Here is a 17,361-nt window from a genome sequence, read left to right as displayed (position 1 = left end):
CGACAGGTGCTGGTGCGTTGCCACGATGCGGGCGTTGCGCCAGCCGCAGTGGCCGGCGCCGGCTCCGCCTGCCTCGATTGACTTGACGCCACGATCACCCTACACTCCGCGTTGGTTGCGCTAACAAATCAATAAGCCGGCGGAAGCACATCTTGGCACCGGCGCCCTCAAGTCCGGCCCGCGATAGCGTTGATATACGCTACCAGGGTACGGCGAACAAGCGCAGCGAGACAATCTTGGAGGATTTGTGAAGCATTTGCGTCAAGCGCGGCCGGCGGCCGCATCGGCAGTACGAACGTTCGCGGTGGCGGCATGTCTCGTGGCGATACCCGCCATGGTTGCCACGGTCACGGCGGCCCCGCTGGAGGCGAGCGACAGGCAGTCGCCCCGCCAGCGCATCCCGTTCAACGACGGCTGGAAATTCCACCTCGGCGACCCGGGCGGCAATTCCGCGCCGTATCTGTACGACATCCGCCCCGAGGTAAAGGAGTCGGCGGACGGCAAGGTGGCCGATGCGATGCCCGAGGAAGCGGCAAGGATCGCCCGCGGCAACGTGCCGCTGCTGAAACCGTGGATCCTCCCGACCGGCAACGCATTCATCAAGGATCCGGCGAAGCGCCACACGCGTCCCGCGCAGGAACCGGCGATCGATGCGCCGTTCACCAAGGCGGGCTTCGACGACAGCGCCTGGCGCGCGGTCACGCTGCCGCACGACTGGGCCATCGAGGGTCCGTTCCTCGAGACCGGCCCGTATGGCGGCATGGGCCGCCTGAAGACATGGGGCCCGGCCTGGTACCGCAACACGGTCACGGTCACGGGTGCCGATGCCGGGAAATCGGTCTTCCTCGACATCGATGGCGCGATGGCCTATTCGTCCGTCTGGATCAACGGCAAGCTGGCCGGCGGCTGGCCCTATGGCTACAACTCGTTCCGCATCGATCTGACGAAATTCCTGAAACCGGGCGACAACCAGCTGGCGATCCGCCTCGACAACACGCCGGAGTCGGCGCGCTGGTACCCGGGCGCGGGCCTGTACCGCAACGTGTGGCTGACGAAAACCGCGCCGCTGCACGTGGGCCAGTGGGGCGTGCAGGTGCGCACGCCGAAAGTGTCGAAGGCGTCGGCGCAGGTGGCGTGGAACGTCACGCTGGACAACGCCGGCACGGCGCCGGCCGCCGCCGAGGTCACCACGCAGCTCTATGCCCTGGATGACAAGGGCCGCATCGCCGGCAAGGCCGTGGCCACCGTCGTGTCGCCGAAGACGACCGTCGCGGCGGGCGCCAGCGCCACCGTGGCTGGCGACGTCACGCTGGCCAATCCGCGCCTGTGGGGCCCGGTGCCGACGCAGAAGCCGAACCGCTACACGGCCGTGACGACGGTGCGCCACGACGGCCGCGTGGTCGATCGCTACGAAACGCCGTTCGGCATCCGCGACCTGCGCTTCGACGGCGTGAAGGGCATGTATGTCAACGGCGAGCACGTGCCGATCCGCGGCGTGAACAACCACCACGACCTGGGCGCGCTGGGCGCCGCGTTCAACGTGCGCGCCGCCGAACGCCAGCTGGAGATCATGCAGGAGATGGGCATCAACGCCGTGCGCATGAGCCACAACCCGCCCGACCCGCAACTGCTGGAACTGACGGACCGCATGGGCATCCTCGTGCAGGACGAGGTGTTCGATTCGTGGGAGCGCAAGAAAACGCCGCTCGACTTTCATTTGATCTTCCCCGACTGGCACGAGCAGGACCTGCGCGCGATGCTGCGCCGCGACCGCAACCATCCGTCGATCGTGATGTGGAGCGTGGGGAACGAGGTGGGCGAACAGTACACCGGCGAACATGGGGCCGCGATCGGCCGCAAGCTGGTGGGCATCGTGCACGAGGAAGACCCGGACGGCCGCCCCGCCACCACGGCGATGAACTGGGCCAAGCCGGACATGCCGCTGCCCGGCACCATGGACGTGATCAGCCTGAACTACCAGGGTACCGGCATCCGTACGCTGCCCGGCCAGTTCCCCGCGTTCCACGAGAAATGCCCGGACAAGGCGATCCTGCACACGGAAAGCGCGTCGGCCCTGTCGTCGCGCGGCGCGTACCAGTTCCCGGTGCCCGGCGCACTGAGCGCGTCGGTGCGGCCGGGCGCCGGCGGCGATCCGAAGACGCAGCAGGTATCGGCCTATGAACTGTTCGCGTCGGACTTCGGCAGCTCGGCCGACCGCGCGTTCGCATCGCTCGACCAGAACCCGTACACGGCCGGCGAATTCGTCTGGACCGGCTTCGATTACCTGGGCGAACCGACCCCGTACTACGGCGCGCGCAGCTCGTATTCCGGCATCGTCGACCTCGCGGGTTTCAAGAAGGACCGTTTCTATCTCTACCAGTCGCGCTGGCGGCCGGACCTGCCGATGGTGCATATCCTGCCGCACTGGACCTGGCCGGATCGCGTCGGTGAAGTCACGCCCGTGCACGTGTTCACGTCCGGCGACGAGGCCGAGCTGTTCGTCAACGGCAAGTCGCAGGGCAAGCTGAAAAAGGCGCCATACGCCTACCGGCTGCGCTGGGATTTCGTCACCTACGAACCGGGCAGCATCGAGGTCGTGGCCTACAAGGACGGCAAGGAGTGGGCCCGTTCTTCGGTGAAGACGGCCGATGCGCCGGCCGCGCTGCACGCCAGTGCCGACCGCGCGACGATCGCCGGCGACGGCAAGGACCTGTCGTTCATCACCGTGCGGGTGACCGACAAGGCCGGCCTGACATCGCCGCGTGCCGCCAACGCCGTGCGCTTCACGGTGGAAGGCCCCGGCGAGCTCGTTGCAACCGACAACGGCGACCCGACCAGCTTCGTGTCGTTCCAGTCGCCCGAACGGGCCGCGTTCAATGGCCTCGTGCTCGGCATCGTCCGCGCGAAGCCCGGCGCGAAGGGACCGATCACGGTGCGCGTGACCGCCGAAGGCTTGCAGCCTGCCACGGTGGCGCTGCGCAGCACTGGGCACAGTACGGGGCGCAGTAGCAAGCAATAAGCTCCCGTGTTCCAATCGTGGCGCGGTTGCTTTTGCCCCCACGATTTGTCATGCTGTTCCCGGCGGCGCATCGAACCGCCGCCGGGAACAGCATGATCACCGAAACCACCACGACACCCCGCCTGACCCGCACGGCCTTCCTGGCCGGTGCGTTGAACCTTTGCCTGTATCCCGTGCTGACGACGCTGGCCGGCAACGTCATCCTGCTCGGCCTGGAACAGGTGCGCGAAACGCTGGTGGCATTCGGGGTGGCGGATGGCGGCGGCACCGGCGATCCGCTGGCGTCGCCAAGCTATGCGCTGTTCGTGGCCGCCCTCGCCTACTGGGCGTTTGCAAGCTGGTACTGTGCCCGCATCATGCTGGGCAAGCGCTTCCCGCGCGACCGGCTGCGCCCCTGCATCGACGACCGCTTCGCCGATCTGGCCGGCCGCTGGCTGCCGCGCCTTCTCGGCCTGCTCGGCGTGGTGCCGATCACGGTGTTCTTCATGCTGGCCACGCCGTCGCCGCGCTACTGGGTGGCACTGGCGGCGGTGGCCGGCGCCTTCCTGGCGTTCGTCGTGTTCCGCCGCCACCTGCCGGCCGCGCATGCCGGCTGGGTGCGCCGCCATGAGGACCCCTACCCCCGGTTCTCCACGCTCAGCCGCGGGGCAAAAACCACCATCGCGGCCATGTTCGCGATTTCGTTCGGCGTGCTGCTGGCCACGGTCGTCGGCCGGGAAACGGCCACCCGCGCCATCGGTTCCCCAGCCCTGGTGCTGGTCGCGCTGGGCTCGTGGACGCTGTTCGGCAGCGTCGTCATGACTTACCTGCCGCGCAGCGCCGGCTGGCCATCGCTCGCGCTGCTGCCGTTCGCGCTGGCCTTCGTGCTGTCGTTCTTCAACGAGAATCACCATGTCGCCGCGGACGGTACGCCGGCCGGCACGGGCGCGCGGCCCGCGTTCCCCGGCGACCTGGAGGCATGGAATGCGGCACGCGGGGCACGCGGTGGCGATCCGATCTACCTGGTGGCCGCCGCGGGCGGCGCCTCGCGTGCCGCGTTCTGGACCGGCGTGGTGCTCACCAACCTGGAAAACGAAGCCCGGTTGCGCGACCGCGAGTTCGCCCGCAATGTCTACGCGGTGAGCGGCGTGTCCGGTGGCAGCCTGGGCGTGGCGGCTTTCGTGGCAGCCCTGGCCGCCGAACAGGAGGCCGGGCGCACGGGCGAAGTGCCGCTGGCACCGCGCCCGACCGACTTCCTGGCGCGCGATTTCCTGGCACCGGCCGTGGGCCAGATGCTGTACAGCGACACGATCGCCCGCTTCCTGCCCTGGCCCTGCACGGCGTGCGACCGCTCGCGCGGCCTGGAGGAAGCGTGGGCGCGCGACTGGCAACGCCATGGCCCGGCCCAGGCGTCATGGTTCACCGAGCCGCTGCGCGCGGCGCAAGCCACGCCGAGCCCCGTACCCCGCACCATCTTCAACACGACGACGGTCGGCGATGGCCGCCTGGTCGTGCAGTCGGACCTGCACTTCGTGCCGACCGATGCCTACGATATCTTCGACGGCACGCTGGACACGGCCCGGCTGACCCGCGCCGGCGCCGTGCATAACTCCGCCCGCTTCACGTATGTCAGCCCGGCCGCGGCGATCCGCCATGCGCAAGGCGGCACGGTCTGGGACTACGTGGTCGATGGCGGCTATTTCGAGAACTCGGGCGTGGCGGTGCTCAACGCCATGATCGGCAAGCTGCAGGGCGGCACGCCCGCGCAGCAGGCGCTGGCGCGGCAGATCGTCGTCATCGTCATCGAAAACGATCCGGCCGGCAGCGCACAGTGGATCTGCGACCCGAAGCCGGCGCCGCGCTCGCGCAAGCTGCCGATCGCCATGGAGCTGAGCGCTCCGCCGTTCGCGCTGTACCAGACACGCATGGCGCGCGCCCACGCCATGGAAGCGGAGGCGATCCGCCTGCTCGGCGGCTGCGGCACCGGCAAGGTGATCGAACTGCGCTACCCGGAGGCGGACCGCAAGCGCCCCGGCCACGCCGCGGCCGGCCTGCTGGACGACGATCCGCCGATGAGCTGGTTCCTCAACGCGGCGAGCCGGGCGCGCATGGCCACTGTGCTGTGCGGTGGCGGCCCTTCCGATCCGCGCGACCTGCTCGCGCGCGAGTGGCGCCGCGCGCTGGCCTTCGTCGACGGCTCGTCGGCGCGGGAAGGGACCCCGCGTCCCGACGCGTTCACGCCGGCCGACACCACGCTGGCCTGCAAACAGCCCTAGTCGCGTATTCCTGGTCTCGTATTCCTGGTCTCGTATTCCTGGTCTCGTATTCCGGTCCTGCATTGCGCCCTGGATTGCGCCTACTGCACGTTGCCGCGACCGGTAGCCGCCCACCAGATGCCGCCGTACAGGTGATCGAGGTAGTGCGGATTGCGGTACATGTTCACGTCGTGGCCCAGCGCGGTGACGAATACGCGCGCATTGCCCACACGGTGGTACCAGCTGACCGGATGCTCCGCTCCCATGCCCTTCGCGACCTGGCCCGGCCAGATCTTGGTGGGATCGTACGTGCGCTCGTCCACGTTCAGCACCGGCCGGATCGCCACGCCGTGCGGGTTGGCGAGTTCATACCATTCGTCGGACCAGATCCATTGATCCGGAATGCCGAAGGTCGCCGGGAATGTCTTGTCGACGGTGCGCACGACCGCCGTCTGCATCATCGGGTGGATCGTGAACGAGCGGCCGACGAGCTTTTCATACCACGGCCATTTGCCGGGCGGGATGATGATCGCCCGGTGGACGATGGCCACGTTGCCGCCGCCCTGCACGTATTGCTCGAACTTCTGGCGCTGCGCCTCGCTGAATTCCTCGCCGGATGTATTGAGCAGCACGATGGCCGAGTACTGTTTCAGGTCGCCGTCCAGCGCCCACAGTTGCGTGGCATAGGTCATCTCGAACGCATGCAGCTTCGCCAGCTGCTCGAAACTGTCGCGGGCGACCGGGATGTATTCGAAGTGGTACTTGTTCGGCACGGCCAGCACCAGCAGCTTGAACTGCGGGTCGGCCCAGGCGGTGTTGCAGAAGGCGAGGCACAGAAGGAGGCAACGGAGGACGGAGCGGAGAAAGGTGCGCATGAGGTCGTCGGGAAGTTGGAACGACCCGTAGCATAGAACAAAACCGCCGCCGGCTACCGCCCCGGCCGCGGCACACCCAGCGTTCCCAGCACCTCCAGGCCGCCATCCTCCTTCGCCTTGGCGACCACCATCTCGCCCTGCGCCAGGCTCTCGCCGGTGAGCGCGCGCACGTTCACGTCGTGCGTCACCAGCACGAGGTTGCCCGGCTCGCTGAACGTGGCCACGTATTTGCGCACCGCGGCCACCTTCCGGTCTTGCGTGGCGCTGTCCTGCTGCCAGGTCGAGTCCACCATTTCGGCAGGCTCGGCGCGGCCGAACGCCAGCTCCGCCGTATCGACGCAGCGGCAATAGCGGCTCGTCAGCACGCGCCCCACCGGCACCGCACGCGCGTGGAACGCCGCGCCGACCGCCTTCGCGTCGGCCCGCCCCGCCGGCGACAGGTTGCGCTGGGTCTTGCAGTCTTCGAGCCTGAAACCGGGCGGATCGCCGACGCCGGGCGTGGTGGCCGCGTGGCGCATGACCACGACATGGCCGCCGGAGGCGAGGCGCTTCCACAAGGCCGCTTCATCGGCGGCATGTGCGGGAAGGTGAAGCATGGGCGATTGCAATGCGGCCAGCGCGAACAGGCTGGCGGTCAGGGAACGGAACATGGCGCCTCCTCATGTGGTTTGGACCGTACAGGGCCAGAACCGTCATCCGCTCACCATGATGAGCAATGGACAGGCATTCCGGTGCACGGTCCGGCGTAATATACCAGCGCTTCCACTGCCCGGCTGCCGCCACCCGATTTTGCCACCCGATTTTGCCACCCGATTTTGCCACCCGCTTTTGCCACCCGCTTTTGCCAACATCCATGATCCTTCACCGAAACCGCCTCGCCCTGTGCCTCTCCCTCCTGTTCGGCTCCGCCGTCCACGCCGCGGATTTCAACCTCCAGGGCGCGGCCGTGCTTGCGGAAGACCACGCGACGATGCGCATCGCCGCCGACCTGCTGCGCCGCGACCTGCGGGCAGTGGGCGGCGAGGATGCGAAGGTGGCCACGAAAGTGGCAAACAGGCTCGCCGACTGCCGCGAGGTGTGCATCGTCGTCGGCCGGCACGATTCGCCGCTGCTGCGCGGGATCGCGAAAGCCGAGGGCCTCGATTTTTCCGCGCTGGCCGGCAAGTGGGAGCAATACGAGCGTATCGGCATCGCGTCGCGCACGAAGCCCGGCACCCGCCTGCTGCTCATCGCGGGGTCGGACGTGCGCGGCGCTGTCTTCGGCGCGGTCGACGTGACGCGCGAACTGGGCGTCTCGGCATGGGAATGGTGGGCGGACGTGAAGCCGAAGGTTGCCGGGGATGTGGCCGTGCGCGGCGACAGGATCGTGTCGGAGGCGCCGTCGGTGCGCTACCGCGGCATCTTCCTGAACGACGAGGACTGGGGCCTCCAGCCATGGGCCGCGCACACGTTCGATCCGGCGAAGGATATCGGCCCGGCCACCTACTCCCGCATCTTCGAGCTGCTGTGGCGCCTGAAGGCCAATTTGCTGTGGCCGGCGATGCACGATTCCACGAAGCCCTTCTACCAGGTTCCCGGCAACGCACAGGCGGCGCAGGACTACGCGATCGTCGTCGGCACGTCGCATGCCGAGCCGATGATGCGCAATAACGTGCGCGAATGGAACAGGAACGACGGCCCGTTCAACTTCTTCACCAACCGGGATGCGATCGCGCGCTACTGGAAAAGCCGCGTCGCGGAAACCACGGGTGCCGATGCCATGTACACGATGGGCATCCGCGGTGTGCACGACTCGGCGATGGAAGGGGCCGACACCATCGACGAGGCGCGTGCCGGCGTCGCCGATGCCATCGCGCTGCAGCGCAGGCTGCTGGCCGGCGCACACGGCAAGCCGCTGCCGCGGATCCCGCAGGCGCTGACGGTGTACAAGGAAGTGCTCGACATCTACAACAGCGGCCTGCAGGTGCCGGACGACATCACCCTCGTCTGGCCCGACGATAACTATGGCTACCTGCACCAGCTTGGCAACGCGAAGGAAGCGGCGCGCGGCGGCGGCAATGGGCTGTACTACCACATTTCCTACTGGGGCCGGCCGCACGACTACCTGTGGCTCGCCACCACGCATCCCGGCCTGATCCGCGACCAGCTGCAGCGCGCCGTGGCCACGAAGACCGAGCGCGCGTGGATCGTCAACGTGGGCGACATCAAGCCGGCCGAATACCTGACCCAGTATTTCCTCGACGCGGCCTTCGACAAGCGCCAGCTCGACCGTCCCGCCGCCGCGCACATGCAGGAATGGTTTGCCCGGCAGTTCGGCAACGAGCACGCCGCCGCCATCGCCGCGATCATGCGCGAGTACTACGCGCTGGCGTGGGAACGCAAGCCGGAGTACATGGGCTTTTCGCAGACGGAGCCCACCGGGCCGACCCGGCAGACGGACTACATGGCTTCCGGTGGCGAGGAGGCGGAACAGCGCCTGGCCCGCTACGAGGCACTGGCGCTGCGCGCGCAGGCCATCGGCGCCGCGCTGCCGGCCGACCGCAAGGACGCGTTCTTCCAGCTCGTGCTGTACCCGGTGCGCGCCAGCGCCAACCTGAACGCGCGCATCCTGAAGCTGGACCTGGCCGCGCAGTATGCGCGCATGGGCCGCCCGTCGGCGCAACACTATGCCATGGCGGCCAAAGCCGCGCAGGAAGCCATCGCCGCCGATACCGCGCAATACAATGCGCTTGCCGGCGGCAAGTGGCGCGGCATGATGGATGCGGCGCCGCGCCGCCTGCCCGTGTTCCTCGAACCCGTGTTCCCGGCCTACGGCGCACCGGCCCGCAAGGATTGCGGCCTGGCGTTTCCTTCTCCGCTGTCCGCGCTGGGGGGCGCGTTGTGGTTTACGCGCGGCGTGCCGGAAACGAAGACGCTGACCGTGATCCAGTACGCGGCCACGCCGCTGCGCTGGTCGGCGGACGTGGTACCGGCCGGCCTGCGCCTGTCGCAAGCGAACGGCGCGCTCGACGCCACGAACGGCTACGAGCAGCGCATTGCCGTGACGTACGACGGCCAGGGCGACACGAACGGCCTGCGGATCGGCTGCGGCGACCAGCGCCTCGGTGTGCGCGTGCAGGTGGCGCCGGGCGCTGCCGGTGCTGCCGGTGGCGTTGTGGCCACCGAGCGCGACCGGATCGTCACGCTGCCGGCCACGGCGGCGTCGGGTGCCGGATGGACGACCGTCGACGTCGGCAGCCTCGGCACGGCGCAGCGGGCCGACCTCGCGCTGCCGTCGCGCGACGATCCGGCCGGCGCCCCCGCGCTCGATTTTGCCTTCCACAGCCACACAAAGGCCGAGGCGCGGCTGCGGATCGTGGCCGTGCCCGTGCATGCGCTCACTTCGCGCCACAGGCTGCGCATCGCCGTGTCGCTCGACGGGGCTGCGCCGGTCACGCTGGATTTCGGCACCGTGGGCCGCAGCGACGAGTGGAAGCAGAACGTGCTCTCGAACGCCGCCGTGCGCACGCTGCTGTTGCCGGCGCTGAAGGCCGGAGCGCACACGCTGCGCGTGCACGCGCTCGATCCGGGCTTCGTGCTGGACCGGATCGAGGTGGTGTTCGATGGTGCGCCGACCTGGTACGGGGCCGCGCCGGGCGCGCGAAAGAACGACTGAATGGCCCTTCGTCGGGCAGACGCGACGGGGTGCGGCGGGCGCGATCGCGGCGGGATTCGCTGATCGGATGCGGTCGGCGGATTCTGTCGCCACGAGGACAACACACGATGCGGACGCCCGCCCCGCCTTCGGAAACAGGCCGGGAACTTCGGCGTCGCCCGCGAAGGCCTGTCCGGCGACTGCCAGGCCCTTCAGGCCGGCGTGCGCCCTACCTGTGCAGCTCGCCGGCGCGTTCCGGCTGGTAGACGAGCTCCCGCACCGTCACGGTGAAGGTCGCACCATCCTGGCGGGTCCAGTCGATGCTTTCGCCTACCTTCAGCCCCAGCAGCGCGCTGCCGACGGGCGTGAGGATCGACAGCCTGGGGGCGCTGCCGTCGATGTCCTTCGGATAGGCCAGGGCCATGTCGAATTCCTCGGCGGTGTCGTCGATGACGAAACGCACCCGCGAATTCATGGTCACCACATTGGGCGGCATGTCCGCGGGTTCCACGACCTCGGCCCGCGACAGCTCCTCGAACAGGGCGCCCTGCCCGCGCGCCTGCGCGTCCGGCAGCGCGTCGAGCAGTGCTTCCAGGCGGTCCATGTCCAGCGACGATACGACGATTTTCGGTTTCATGATGATTCCTGCAAATGGATGCCGGCCTTCGGCCGGGCGGTATGGATTGGCGTCGCCCGCTTCAAGCGGGCGGCAGTCGGAAAGTGGAGAGGCCCGGGAGGACAAGTCGGCAGATGGCCGCCTGGGAGTTCCTCACCGAGCCCGGGAAAGCCAGGCGAGATGTCGCGGGCGCTTGCAAGAGCGCGGCGCGGGCAGAGAATTGGATGTCAAAGCAGCGGACGTGCATGCGATGGACGAGGAAGCAGCGGCAGCGCAGGCAATGGACGCGGCGAGGCCACCCTTGTTCAGGGACGAACCATGTGGCTGGCGGAGAGGGGCTGGAATCCTGGCGGGCATCGCATTCGAACGCCCTGGAAGATGGGCGCTTCGTGCGGATTATACACACGGCGGCCGTGCGCCTGCGGCGTCGCCTGCAAGGCGCAGCAATGTCCCGTATCATCGCGGATTGACATTATTTCATTCCTGAAGATCAATGACTTCCGCCAGCGTCGCCGACACCCGCCCGTTCTTTTCCCGCCCCCGGACCGTGCTGCTGGTCGCGATCCTGTGCTGCCTGCTGTGGGGCAGCTCCTACCCGTCGATCAAGACCGGCTACGAGCTGCTGGGCATTGCCCAGCACGACGTGCCGTCAAAGCTGATCTTTGCGGGCTACCGCTTCCTGATTGCCGGCGTGTGTCTGGTGCTGCTCGCCATCGCGCTGCGCAAGCCGGCATTGAAACTGAGCGGCGGCCAGGTGCGGCAACTGGCTGTGCTGGGCCTGGCCCAGACGGGCCTGCAGTACGTGTTCTTCTACATCGGCCTGGCCTATACCACGGGCGTGCGCGCATCGATCCTGAATGCCACCACCACCTTCTTCAGCGTGCTGCTGGCGCACTTCATCTACCGCAACGACCGCCTGTCGCCCCGCAAGGCCGCGGGCTGCCTGCTGGGTTTTGCCGGCGTGCTTGCCGTGAACCTGGGTTCCGGCCCGCTCGACATCGCGTTCACGCTGCAGGGGGAAGGCTTCATCGTCATCGCCGCCTTTGTACTGTCGGCCGCGTCGATCTACGGCAAGCACGTGTCGGGCGGCATGGATGCGATGGTGATGACGGGCTGGCAGCTCGCCATCGGCGGCGCTGCCTTGCTCGCCGGCGGCTATGCGACGGGCGGCACGGTCGGGAACATGACGCTGGCTCCCGCCATCCTGCTGGCTTACCTGGCGCTGCTGTCGGCCGCGGCGTTTACGCTGTGGAGCCTGCTGTTGAAATACAACCCGGTCGGCACGATCAGCATGTTCGCCTTCCTGATCCCCGTGTTCGGCGCGGCCCTTTCCGCGCTGTTCCTGCACGAGAGCATCCTCGAATGGAAGAACCTGGCGGCGCTGGTACTCGTGTGCGCCGGCATCTGGCTGGTGACGCGCGCGCCTAAATAAGCGCCGTCATTGCGCGGCGCCCTCTTCGGGCGGATACAGGATGCGCGTGCCGTCCACTTGCGCGAACGGCGTGAGCGCGTGGGGCCGCGTCTTGCCCCGGTTGATGATGTGCTCCACCGGAATCCCGCGCACGGCCAGCGCATCGGCCACCATCGAGCGGTGGCAGCGCCACGGCACGGCCTCGGCGCACATCAGGGCAACACGCCCGTTCGCCGCCATGGCGGCCACTTCGTCGACGCCATGGCGGAATTCGTCCGTCTGCATGTAGTCGGCATAGCCGCGGAACGACTTGTTGCGCCATCCCGCGTTCGGCGAATCCTTGCGCGCGTGCCGCAAGCCGCCCAGCGCGCCGATGTACCGGTACGCGATGCCCGCCTCCGCCAGCGAGCCGGGCAGCTGGTCCTGGCCGAACTGCGGGTTATGGCGCGACTTGGGCACCGTGCGGATATCGAGCAGGCGGGCAATACCGTGCTCGCGCAACAGGTCGAGGAATTCCTCGATCGGACGGTTCGAATGGCCGATGGTATAGACAGATTCCATGTGCGACGCAAAGCGGGTGTGATGGCATCCATTGTCGCGCAGGCACCCGCGCGGCGGCGCCACGATACCGGCAGTAATAAATAATCGTAACCGACTAGCAGATCAGGCTTGACTTTCGATTAACATTGCGGGATGCTGCCATGCACCATCCCCCTGGAGAATTCATGCAACCGCTAGACCGTCGGCGCGATACGGACATGGCACGGGAAATCGATCGCGCCATTTCCCTCGAACATCTTGAAGGCACGCTGAAAGCGTGGTCCCACCTCGTTCAGCTCGGCATTTCGCCGAACGCGATCCGCCGCGTGCTGGAGCTCGATTCCGGTACCCGGCGGCGGCGGCGCGCGGCTGTTCACGCCGAACGGACGAGCCGCCAGGGGCTGGAATCGGCCTGAATCGATTTGCGCGGTCGCACAAAAGCAAAGCCGCGCAGCCTTCCTGGCCTGCGCGGCTTTTTATTTTGGTAACTTCAGGTCAGGCAGAGACGACATCGGCACCTGCCGAAGCCTTGCACACATAGATCGTGGCGCCCTGGCCGTTCGGGCCCGGATATTCCTTCTCCACGGCAGCACGCACGGGCGCCACCTGGGCTTCCGGCACCAGCGCCACGACGCAGCCGCCGAAGCCGCCGCCCGTCATGCGCACGCCGCCCGCATCGCCGATGACGTCCTTGACGATGTCCACCAGCTGGTCGATCAGCGGTACGGTGATCTCGAAATCGTCGCGCATCGACGCGTGCGATGCGGCCATCAGCTCGCCCATGCGCGACAGGTCGCCCTTGCCCAGCGCTTCGTTGGCGGCCAGCACGCGGGCATTCTCGGAAACGATGTGGCGCGCGCGCTTGAGCGTCATGGCATCGAGTTCGCCGCCGCGGGCATCGAGCATCGCCTGGTCGACGTCGCGCAGGGCCTTCACGCCGAAGTGGCTGGCGGCCGCTTCGCACTGCTTGCGGCGCGTGTTGTATTCGCTGTCCACGAGGCCGCGCTGCACGTTCGAGTTGAAGATCATGATCGCCGCGCCGGCCGGGATCGGCACCGGCTGGGTTTCCAGCGAACGGCAGTCGATCATCAGCGCATGGCCGGCGATGCCGGAGGCGGAAATGATCTGGTCCATATTGCCGCACTTGGTGCCGACGAAGTTGTTCTCGGCGCGTTGCGCGGCCAGCGCGATGTCGATCGGCGTGACCTGTTCAAAGCCCGGCAGCGTGGCGAACAGGCGGCCGATGGCGACCGTCAGCGACGCCGACGACGACAGGCCCGCGCCTTGCGGCACATCGCCCGACACCACCATGTCGAAGCCTTGCAGCGGCAGGCCCTGCTCGATCATGTCGATGATCACGCCGCGCACGTAGTTGGCCCACATCGGCTCGTCGCGGCGCTCGATCGGCGCATCGAGCGAGAACTGGTCTTCGGCGCCGGCGTAATCGGCGGCAACGATGCGCACGATGCGGTCGTCACGGCGGCGCGCGGCGATCACGGTGCTGTAGTCGATCGCGGCAGGCAGCACGAAACCGTCGTTGTAGTCGGTGTGCTCGCCGATCAGGTTGACGCGGCCCGGGGCCTGCACGACGACTTCGGGCGCGGCGCCGAACTTGTTTTCAAACGCGGTGCGGGTATGGTTAATCAGCGTTTCGCTCATCAGGATCTCTTCTTGTTGGGGTAACTTACTGGCGTTGGAGATAGTGTACATCCGGCAGTTCGCGCAGGCGCGCCGCCGCCTGTTCCGGCGTCAGGTCGCGTTGCGCCTCGGCCAGCATTTCATAGCCGACCATGAACTTGCGCACCGATGCCGAGCGCAGCAGCGGCGGGTAGAAGTGGGCATGCAGCTGCCATGGCTGGGTGTCATCGGAACCCGCATTGGCCGAATACGGCGCACCGTGCCAGCCCATCGAATACGGGAACGACGTCTGGAACAGGTTGTCGTACTTGATCGTCAGGGCCTTCAGGGCGACAGCCAGGTCGGCGCGCTGTTCGCGGGTCAGGTCGTCCAGGCGCTTCACTTCGAAGCGCGGCAGCAGCAGCGTTTCGAACGGCCAGCTGGCCCAATAGGGCACGACGGCCAGCCAGTGTTCCGTCTGGATCACGGTGCGCTCGCCGGCGGCGGCTTCGCGTTCCACGTAGTCGAGCAGCATCGGCCGGCCGTGCTGCGCCAGGTATTCGCGCTGCTGCACGTCTTCCTTCGCCGGCGAATTCGGCACGAAGCTGTTCGCCCATACCTGGCCGTGCGGGTGCGGATTCGAGCATCCCATCGCCTGGCCCTTGTTCTCGAACACCTGTACCCACGGATACGACTTGCCCAGTTCCGCGGCCTGCGCGCACCAGGTGTCGACCACCTGTTCCAGCGCCGGCAGGTCCAGTTCCGGCAGCGACTTGCCATGGTCCGGCGAGAAGCAGATCACGCGGCTGGTGCCGCGCGCGCTCGTGTTCTGGAACAGCGGATCGGTGCTGGCCGGGGCATCCGGCGTGTCCGGCAGCAGCGCGGCGAAGTCGTTGTCGAAGACAAAGGTGCCCTTGTAGTCGGGATTGACTTCACCGTTGACGCGCGTATTGCCCGCGCACAGGTAGCAGGTCGGATCGTGCGACGGACGCGGGGAATTGTCGACCGCTTCCTGCTGACCCTGCCAGGGCCGCTTGGCGCGGTGCGGTGAAACGAGCACCCACTCGCCGATGAGCGGGTTGAAACGACGGTGCGGGTGGTCTGTGGGATCGAACATGCGGTTCCTCTATTCTTCTTCGTACGTTAAGACTGGACGGTAACCGGCGCACTCCCGCCGGGCTCGTCATCAGACCAACCGGACAGGAGGGATCGGAAAACCGGAAGCGACCCGGCATGATAACGCGTTGCGCGCAATCATGAAGCCGGGTCGCGTGAATGGTGCGGAGGGCCCGGCGCGGCCCCCCGGGGTCAACTTACCACCAGGCGCCGTAGACGGCGATCAGCAGTGCGCAGATGATGGCCGAGCCGATCGCGAAGCCGCGCTCCACCCGGAACATGCCGGTATCGACGATCATGCGCTTGGCCTCGCCGGAGACGGCCGCGGTCTTGCTGATCACCACCATGCCGGCGACGACGATCCAGAACACGATGAACATGCGGTCCAGGAACGGGATCTCGTAGACGCCCGTGCCGTTGTCGACGGCAAAGCCGATCGGCGCCAGGAACGACAGGTCCATCATGCCGGGCAGGAACTTCAGGACGATCGACAGCACCAGGCCGCCCACCGTGGCGAACATGGCCGCCGCGTGCGTGGTCTTCTTCCAGAAGAAGCCGAGCAGGAACATGGCCAGGATGCCTGGCGACACGAAGCCCGTGTATTCCTGGATGAAGGCGAAGCCGCCCTTCTTGTCGATGCCCAGGAACGGCGCGATCAGCGCGGCGATGGCGATCGAGACCATCACGGTCAGGCGGCCCACCCATACCTGCTTCTGTTCGCTGGCGGTCTTGTTGAAGTGCTGCTTGTAGATGTCCAGCGTGAAGATGGTGGCGATACTGTTGGCCTTGCCGGCCAGCGACGCCACGACGGCAGCGGTCAGCGCGGCGAAGGCGATGCCCTTGATACCGGTCGGCAGCATGGCCAGCAGCGTCGGGTACGCGCGGTCCGGGTTCAGTTCACCGCCGACGCGCATCGAGTCGCCCAGGGCGCCGGACTTGTCCAGCGCGAAGGCGGCGATACCTGGCAGCACCACGATGACCGGCATCAGCAGCTTCAGGAACGCGGCGAACAGCAGGCCTTTGCGGGCCGTCTTCAGGTCCGCACCCAGCGCGCGCTGCGTGATGTACTGGTTGCAGCCCCAGTAGTTCAGGTTGACGATCCACATGCCGCCGATCAGCGTGGTGAGACCCGGCAAGTCCATGTAGTTCGGATTGCCGCGGTCGAGCACCATGTCGAAATGCTCGCCGGCGCGCACGAACAGCTCGCTGGCACCCGCGATCGAGCCGCTCTTGCCGCCCAGCGTGGCCACGAGGTCCAGCGCGATCCACGTGGTGACGAGGCCGCCGACGACCAGGCAGAGCACCTGGATCACGTCCGTGTAGCCGATCACCTTCATGCCGCCCAGCGTGATGATCGCGGCGAACACGGCCAGGAAGATCATGCAGGCGAAGACATTGATGCCGGCAACGCTCGAGATGGCCAGCGCGCCCAGGTACAGGATCGACGTCAGGTTGACCACCACATACAGGCCGAGCCAGAACAGCGCCATCGTCGTCGCCACGGCCTTGCCGTAGCGCTGTTCGAGGAACTGGGGCATCGTGTAGATGCGGTTCTTCAGGTACACGGGCATGAAGAACACCGCCACGATGATCAGCGTGGCCGCGGCCATCAGTTCATACACGGCGATCGCCATGCCGATCTTGAAGCCGGAACCGCTCATGCCGATGAACTGCTCGGCGGAAATGTTCGAGGCGATCAGCGAGGCGCCGATGGCCCACCAGGTCAGCGACCCTTCGGCCAGGAAATAGTCATGCGAGGCCTGGCCGGAAGTGCTCTTTTTTCGGCGGTAGATCCAGATGCCGTAGCCGGAGATGACGATGAAGTAAAACAGGAAGACAAGCGTGTCCAGGGTGGAAAGTTGATTCATCGGAAAGTATTTGAGTGTGTCTCTGATAATGGGCGGTTGAACCCCACCCTGCTTCTACTTTTTTACTTTTTACTTTTACTTTGTTGACTTGGCGACGCCGGCCCGGCCTCCGCTTTTGGCCGACCCCGGTGCCAATGCCCCAATGCGGCGACAGGATGCACCAGGCGGCGCTCCCCTCGACGATCGCGATCACAAACACTCAGCAGGTTGATTACTGTACAGGCTTGGCGATCATAGTTGCGATAGCGCTAACTATACCATGTGCGACTACATTGCAGAGCCAAAAAATGTAGTCGAAGACACTGGTAAGGGTTCCATTCGCATCCAGCCATGAAAAATTACTACGATTTTCACCAGCCTGGCGTATGGAATCCGCGAGTCCGGGAAAGCCGGGCAAAAAAACGCGGCCCGAGGACCGCGCAAAACCCGGC

The 17,361-nt window shown here is 66.8% G+C and carries 12 protein-coding genes; 5 read left to right on the top strand and 7 right to left on the bottom strand.

Features of this window, described 5'->3' with window-relative positions; translation table 11 throughout:
* The first annotated feature begins 334 nt into the window (after window positions 1-334).
* Both galB and ACY65G_RS21400 read left to right on the top strand, forming a co-directional pair.
* Window positions 335-3,019, top strand: coding sequence for a beta-galactosidase GalB (galB, locus tag ACY65G_RS21405; RefSeq protein ID WP_464999315.1), 2,685 nt, complete (start codon window positions 335-337; stop codon window positions 3,017-3,019).
* A 92-nt stretch (window positions 3,020-3,111) separates the two neighbouring features.
* On the top strand, window positions 3,112-5,274 hold the full coding sequence (locus ACY65G_RS21400) for a transporter permease (RefSeq protein WP_464999314.1): 2,163 nt from the start codon (window positions 3,112-3,114) through the stop codon (window positions 5,272-5,274).
* An 80-nt stretch (window positions 5,275-5,354) separates the two neighbouring features.
* On the opposite strand, the gene ACY65G_RS21395 is transcribed toward ACY65G_RS21400, so the two are convergent.
* Window positions 5,355-6,128, bottom strand: a complete 774-nt coding sequence (locus ACY65G_RS21395; protein WP_464999313.1) for a ThuA domain-containing protein — start codon at window positions 6,126-6,128, stop codon at window positions 5,355-5,357.
* 53 nt (window positions 6,129-6,181) lie between these two features.
* Window positions 6,182-6,778: a histidine phosphatase family protein gene (locus ACY65G_RS21390; RefSeq protein ID WP_464999312.1), complete on the bottom strand. Its 597-nt coding sequence runs from the start codon at window positions 6,776-6,778 to the stop codon at window positions 6,182-6,184.
* Window positions 6,779-6,981: 203 nt separating this feature from the next.
* Here ACY65G_RS21390 and ACY65G_RS21385 point away from each other — a divergent pair, with 203 nt between their 5' ends.
* The gene (locus ACY65G_RS21385; RefSeq protein ID WP_464999311.1) at window positions 6,982-9,783 is read left to right on the top strand and encodes a glycosyl hydrolase 115 family protein; all 2,802 of its coding nucleotides are present in this window, start codon (window positions 6,982-6,984) and stop codon (window positions 9,781-9,783) included.
* A 208-nt stretch (window positions 9,784-9,991) separates the two neighbouring features.
* On the opposite strand, the gene rnk is transcribed toward ACY65G_RS21385, so the two are convergent.
* Window positions 9,992-10,399 carry a nucleoside diphosphate kinase regulator gene (gene rnk / locus ACY65G_RS21380; protein ID WP_464999310.1) on the bottom strand — a complete coding sequence of 136 codons (408 nt, stop codon included), beginning with the start codon at window positions 10,397-10,399 and terminating at the stop codon, window positions 9,992-9,994.
* 472 nt (window positions 10,400-10,871) lie between these two features.
* Here rnk and ACY65G_RS21375 point away from each other — a divergent pair, with 472 nt between their 5' ends.
* Window positions 10,872-11,810, top strand: a complete 939-nt coding sequence (locus ACY65G_RS21375) for a DMT family transporter (protein WP_464999309.1) — start codon at window positions 10,872-10,874, stop codon at window positions 11,808-11,810.
* Between the two features lie 6 nt (window positions 11,811-11,816).
* Here ACY65G_RS21375 and ACY65G_RS21370 read toward each other — a convergent pair whose 3' ends face one another.
* Window positions 11,817-12,350, bottom strand: coding sequence for a DUF488 domain-containing protein (locus ACY65G_RS21370; RefSeq protein WP_464999308.1), 534 nt, complete (start codon window positions 12,348-12,350; stop codon window positions 11,817-11,819).
* 164 nt (window positions 12,351-12,514) lie between these two features.
* Here ACY65G_RS21370 and ACY65G_RS21365 point away from each other — a divergent pair, with 164 nt between their 5' ends.
* Window positions 12,515-12,745, top strand: coding sequence for a hypothetical protein (locus ACY65G_RS21365; protein ID WP_464999307.1), 231 nt, complete (start codon window positions 12,515-12,517; stop codon window positions 12,743-12,745).
* Window positions 12,746-12,824: 79 nt separating this feature from the next.
* Here the strand turns inward: ACY65G_RS21365 and galK are convergent, their stop codons facing one another.
* The 3 genes from galK to ACY65G_RS21350 all read right to left on the bottom strand — a co-directional run bounded on the left by galK (window position 12,825) and on the right by ACY65G_RS21350 (window position 16,930).
* Window positions 12,825-13,988: a galactokinase gene (galK, locus tag ACY65G_RS21360; protein ID WP_464999306.1), complete on the bottom strand. Its 1,164-nt coding sequence runs from the start codon at window positions 13,986-13,988 to the stop codon at window positions 12,825-12,827.
* Window positions 13,989-14,013: 25 nt separating this feature from the next.
* Window positions 14,014-15,063 carry a UDP-glucose--hexose-1-phosphate uridylyltransferase gene (locus ACY65G_RS21355; protein WP_464999305.1) on the bottom strand — a complete coding sequence of 350 codons (1,050 nt, stop codon included), beginning with the start codon at window positions 15,061-15,063 and terminating at the stop codon, window positions 14,014-14,016.
* A 196-nt stretch (window positions 15,064-15,259) separates the two neighbouring features.
* Window positions 15,260-16,930, bottom strand: coding sequence for a sodium:solute symporter family transporter (locus ACY65G_RS21350; protein ID WP_464999304.1), 1,671 nt, complete (start codon window positions 16,928-16,930; stop codon window positions 15,260-15,262).
* Window positions 16,931-17,361 lie beyond the last annotated feature (431 nt).

It is taken from the genome of Pseudoduganella sp. jia 12 (assembly GCF_055502675.1).
This window is presented reverse-complemented; position numbering and strand designations above follow the sequence as displayed.

Coding starts and splice junctions, on each gene's coding strand:
- galB (WP_464999315.1), top strand. CDS start 335: ATGGTTGCCACGGTCACGGCGGCCCCGCTGGAGGCGAGCGACAGGCAG.
- ACY65G_RS21390 (WP_464999312.1), bottom strand. CDS start 6,778: ATGTTCCGTTCCCTGACCGCCAGCCTGTTCGCGCTGGCCGCATTGCAA.
- ACY65G_RS21385 (WP_464999311.1), top strand. CDS start 6,982: ATGATCCTTCACCGAAACCGCCTCGCCCTGTGCCTCTCCCTCCTGTTC.
- ACY65G_RS21355 (WP_464999305.1), bottom strand. CDS start 15,063: ATGTTCGATCCCACAGACCACCCGCACCGTCGTTTCAACCCGCTCATC.
- rnk (WP_464999310.1), bottom strand. CDS start 10,399: ATGAAACCGAAAATCGTCGTATCGTCGCTGGACATGGACCGCCTGGAA.
- ACY65G_RS21400 (WP_464999314.1), top strand. CDS start 3,112: ATGATCACCGAAACCACCACGACACCCCGCCTGACCCGCACGGCCTTC.
- ACY65G_RS21370 (WP_464999308.1), bottom strand. CDS start 12,350: ATGGAATCTGTCTATACCATCGGCCATTCGAACCGTCCGATCGAGGAA.
- galK (WP_464999306.1), bottom strand. CDS start 13,988: ATGAGCGAAACGCTGATTAACCATACCCGCACCGCGTTTGAAAACAAG.
- ACY65G_RS21350 (WP_464999304.1), bottom strand. CDS start 16,930: ATGAATCAACTTTCCACCCTGGACACGCTTGTCTTCCTGTTTTACTTC.
- ACY65G_RS21375 (WP_464999309.1), top strand. CDS start 10,872: ATGACTTCCGCCAGCGTCGCCGACACCCGCCCGTTCTTTTCCCGCCCC.
- ACY65G_RS21365 (WP_464999307.1), top strand. CDS start 12,515: ATGCAACCGCTAGACCGTCGGCGCGATACGGACATGGCACGGGAAATC.
- ACY65G_RS21395 (WP_464999313.1), bottom strand. CDS start 6,128: ATGCGCACCTTTCTCCGCTCCGTCCTCCGTTGCCTCCTTCTGTGCCTC.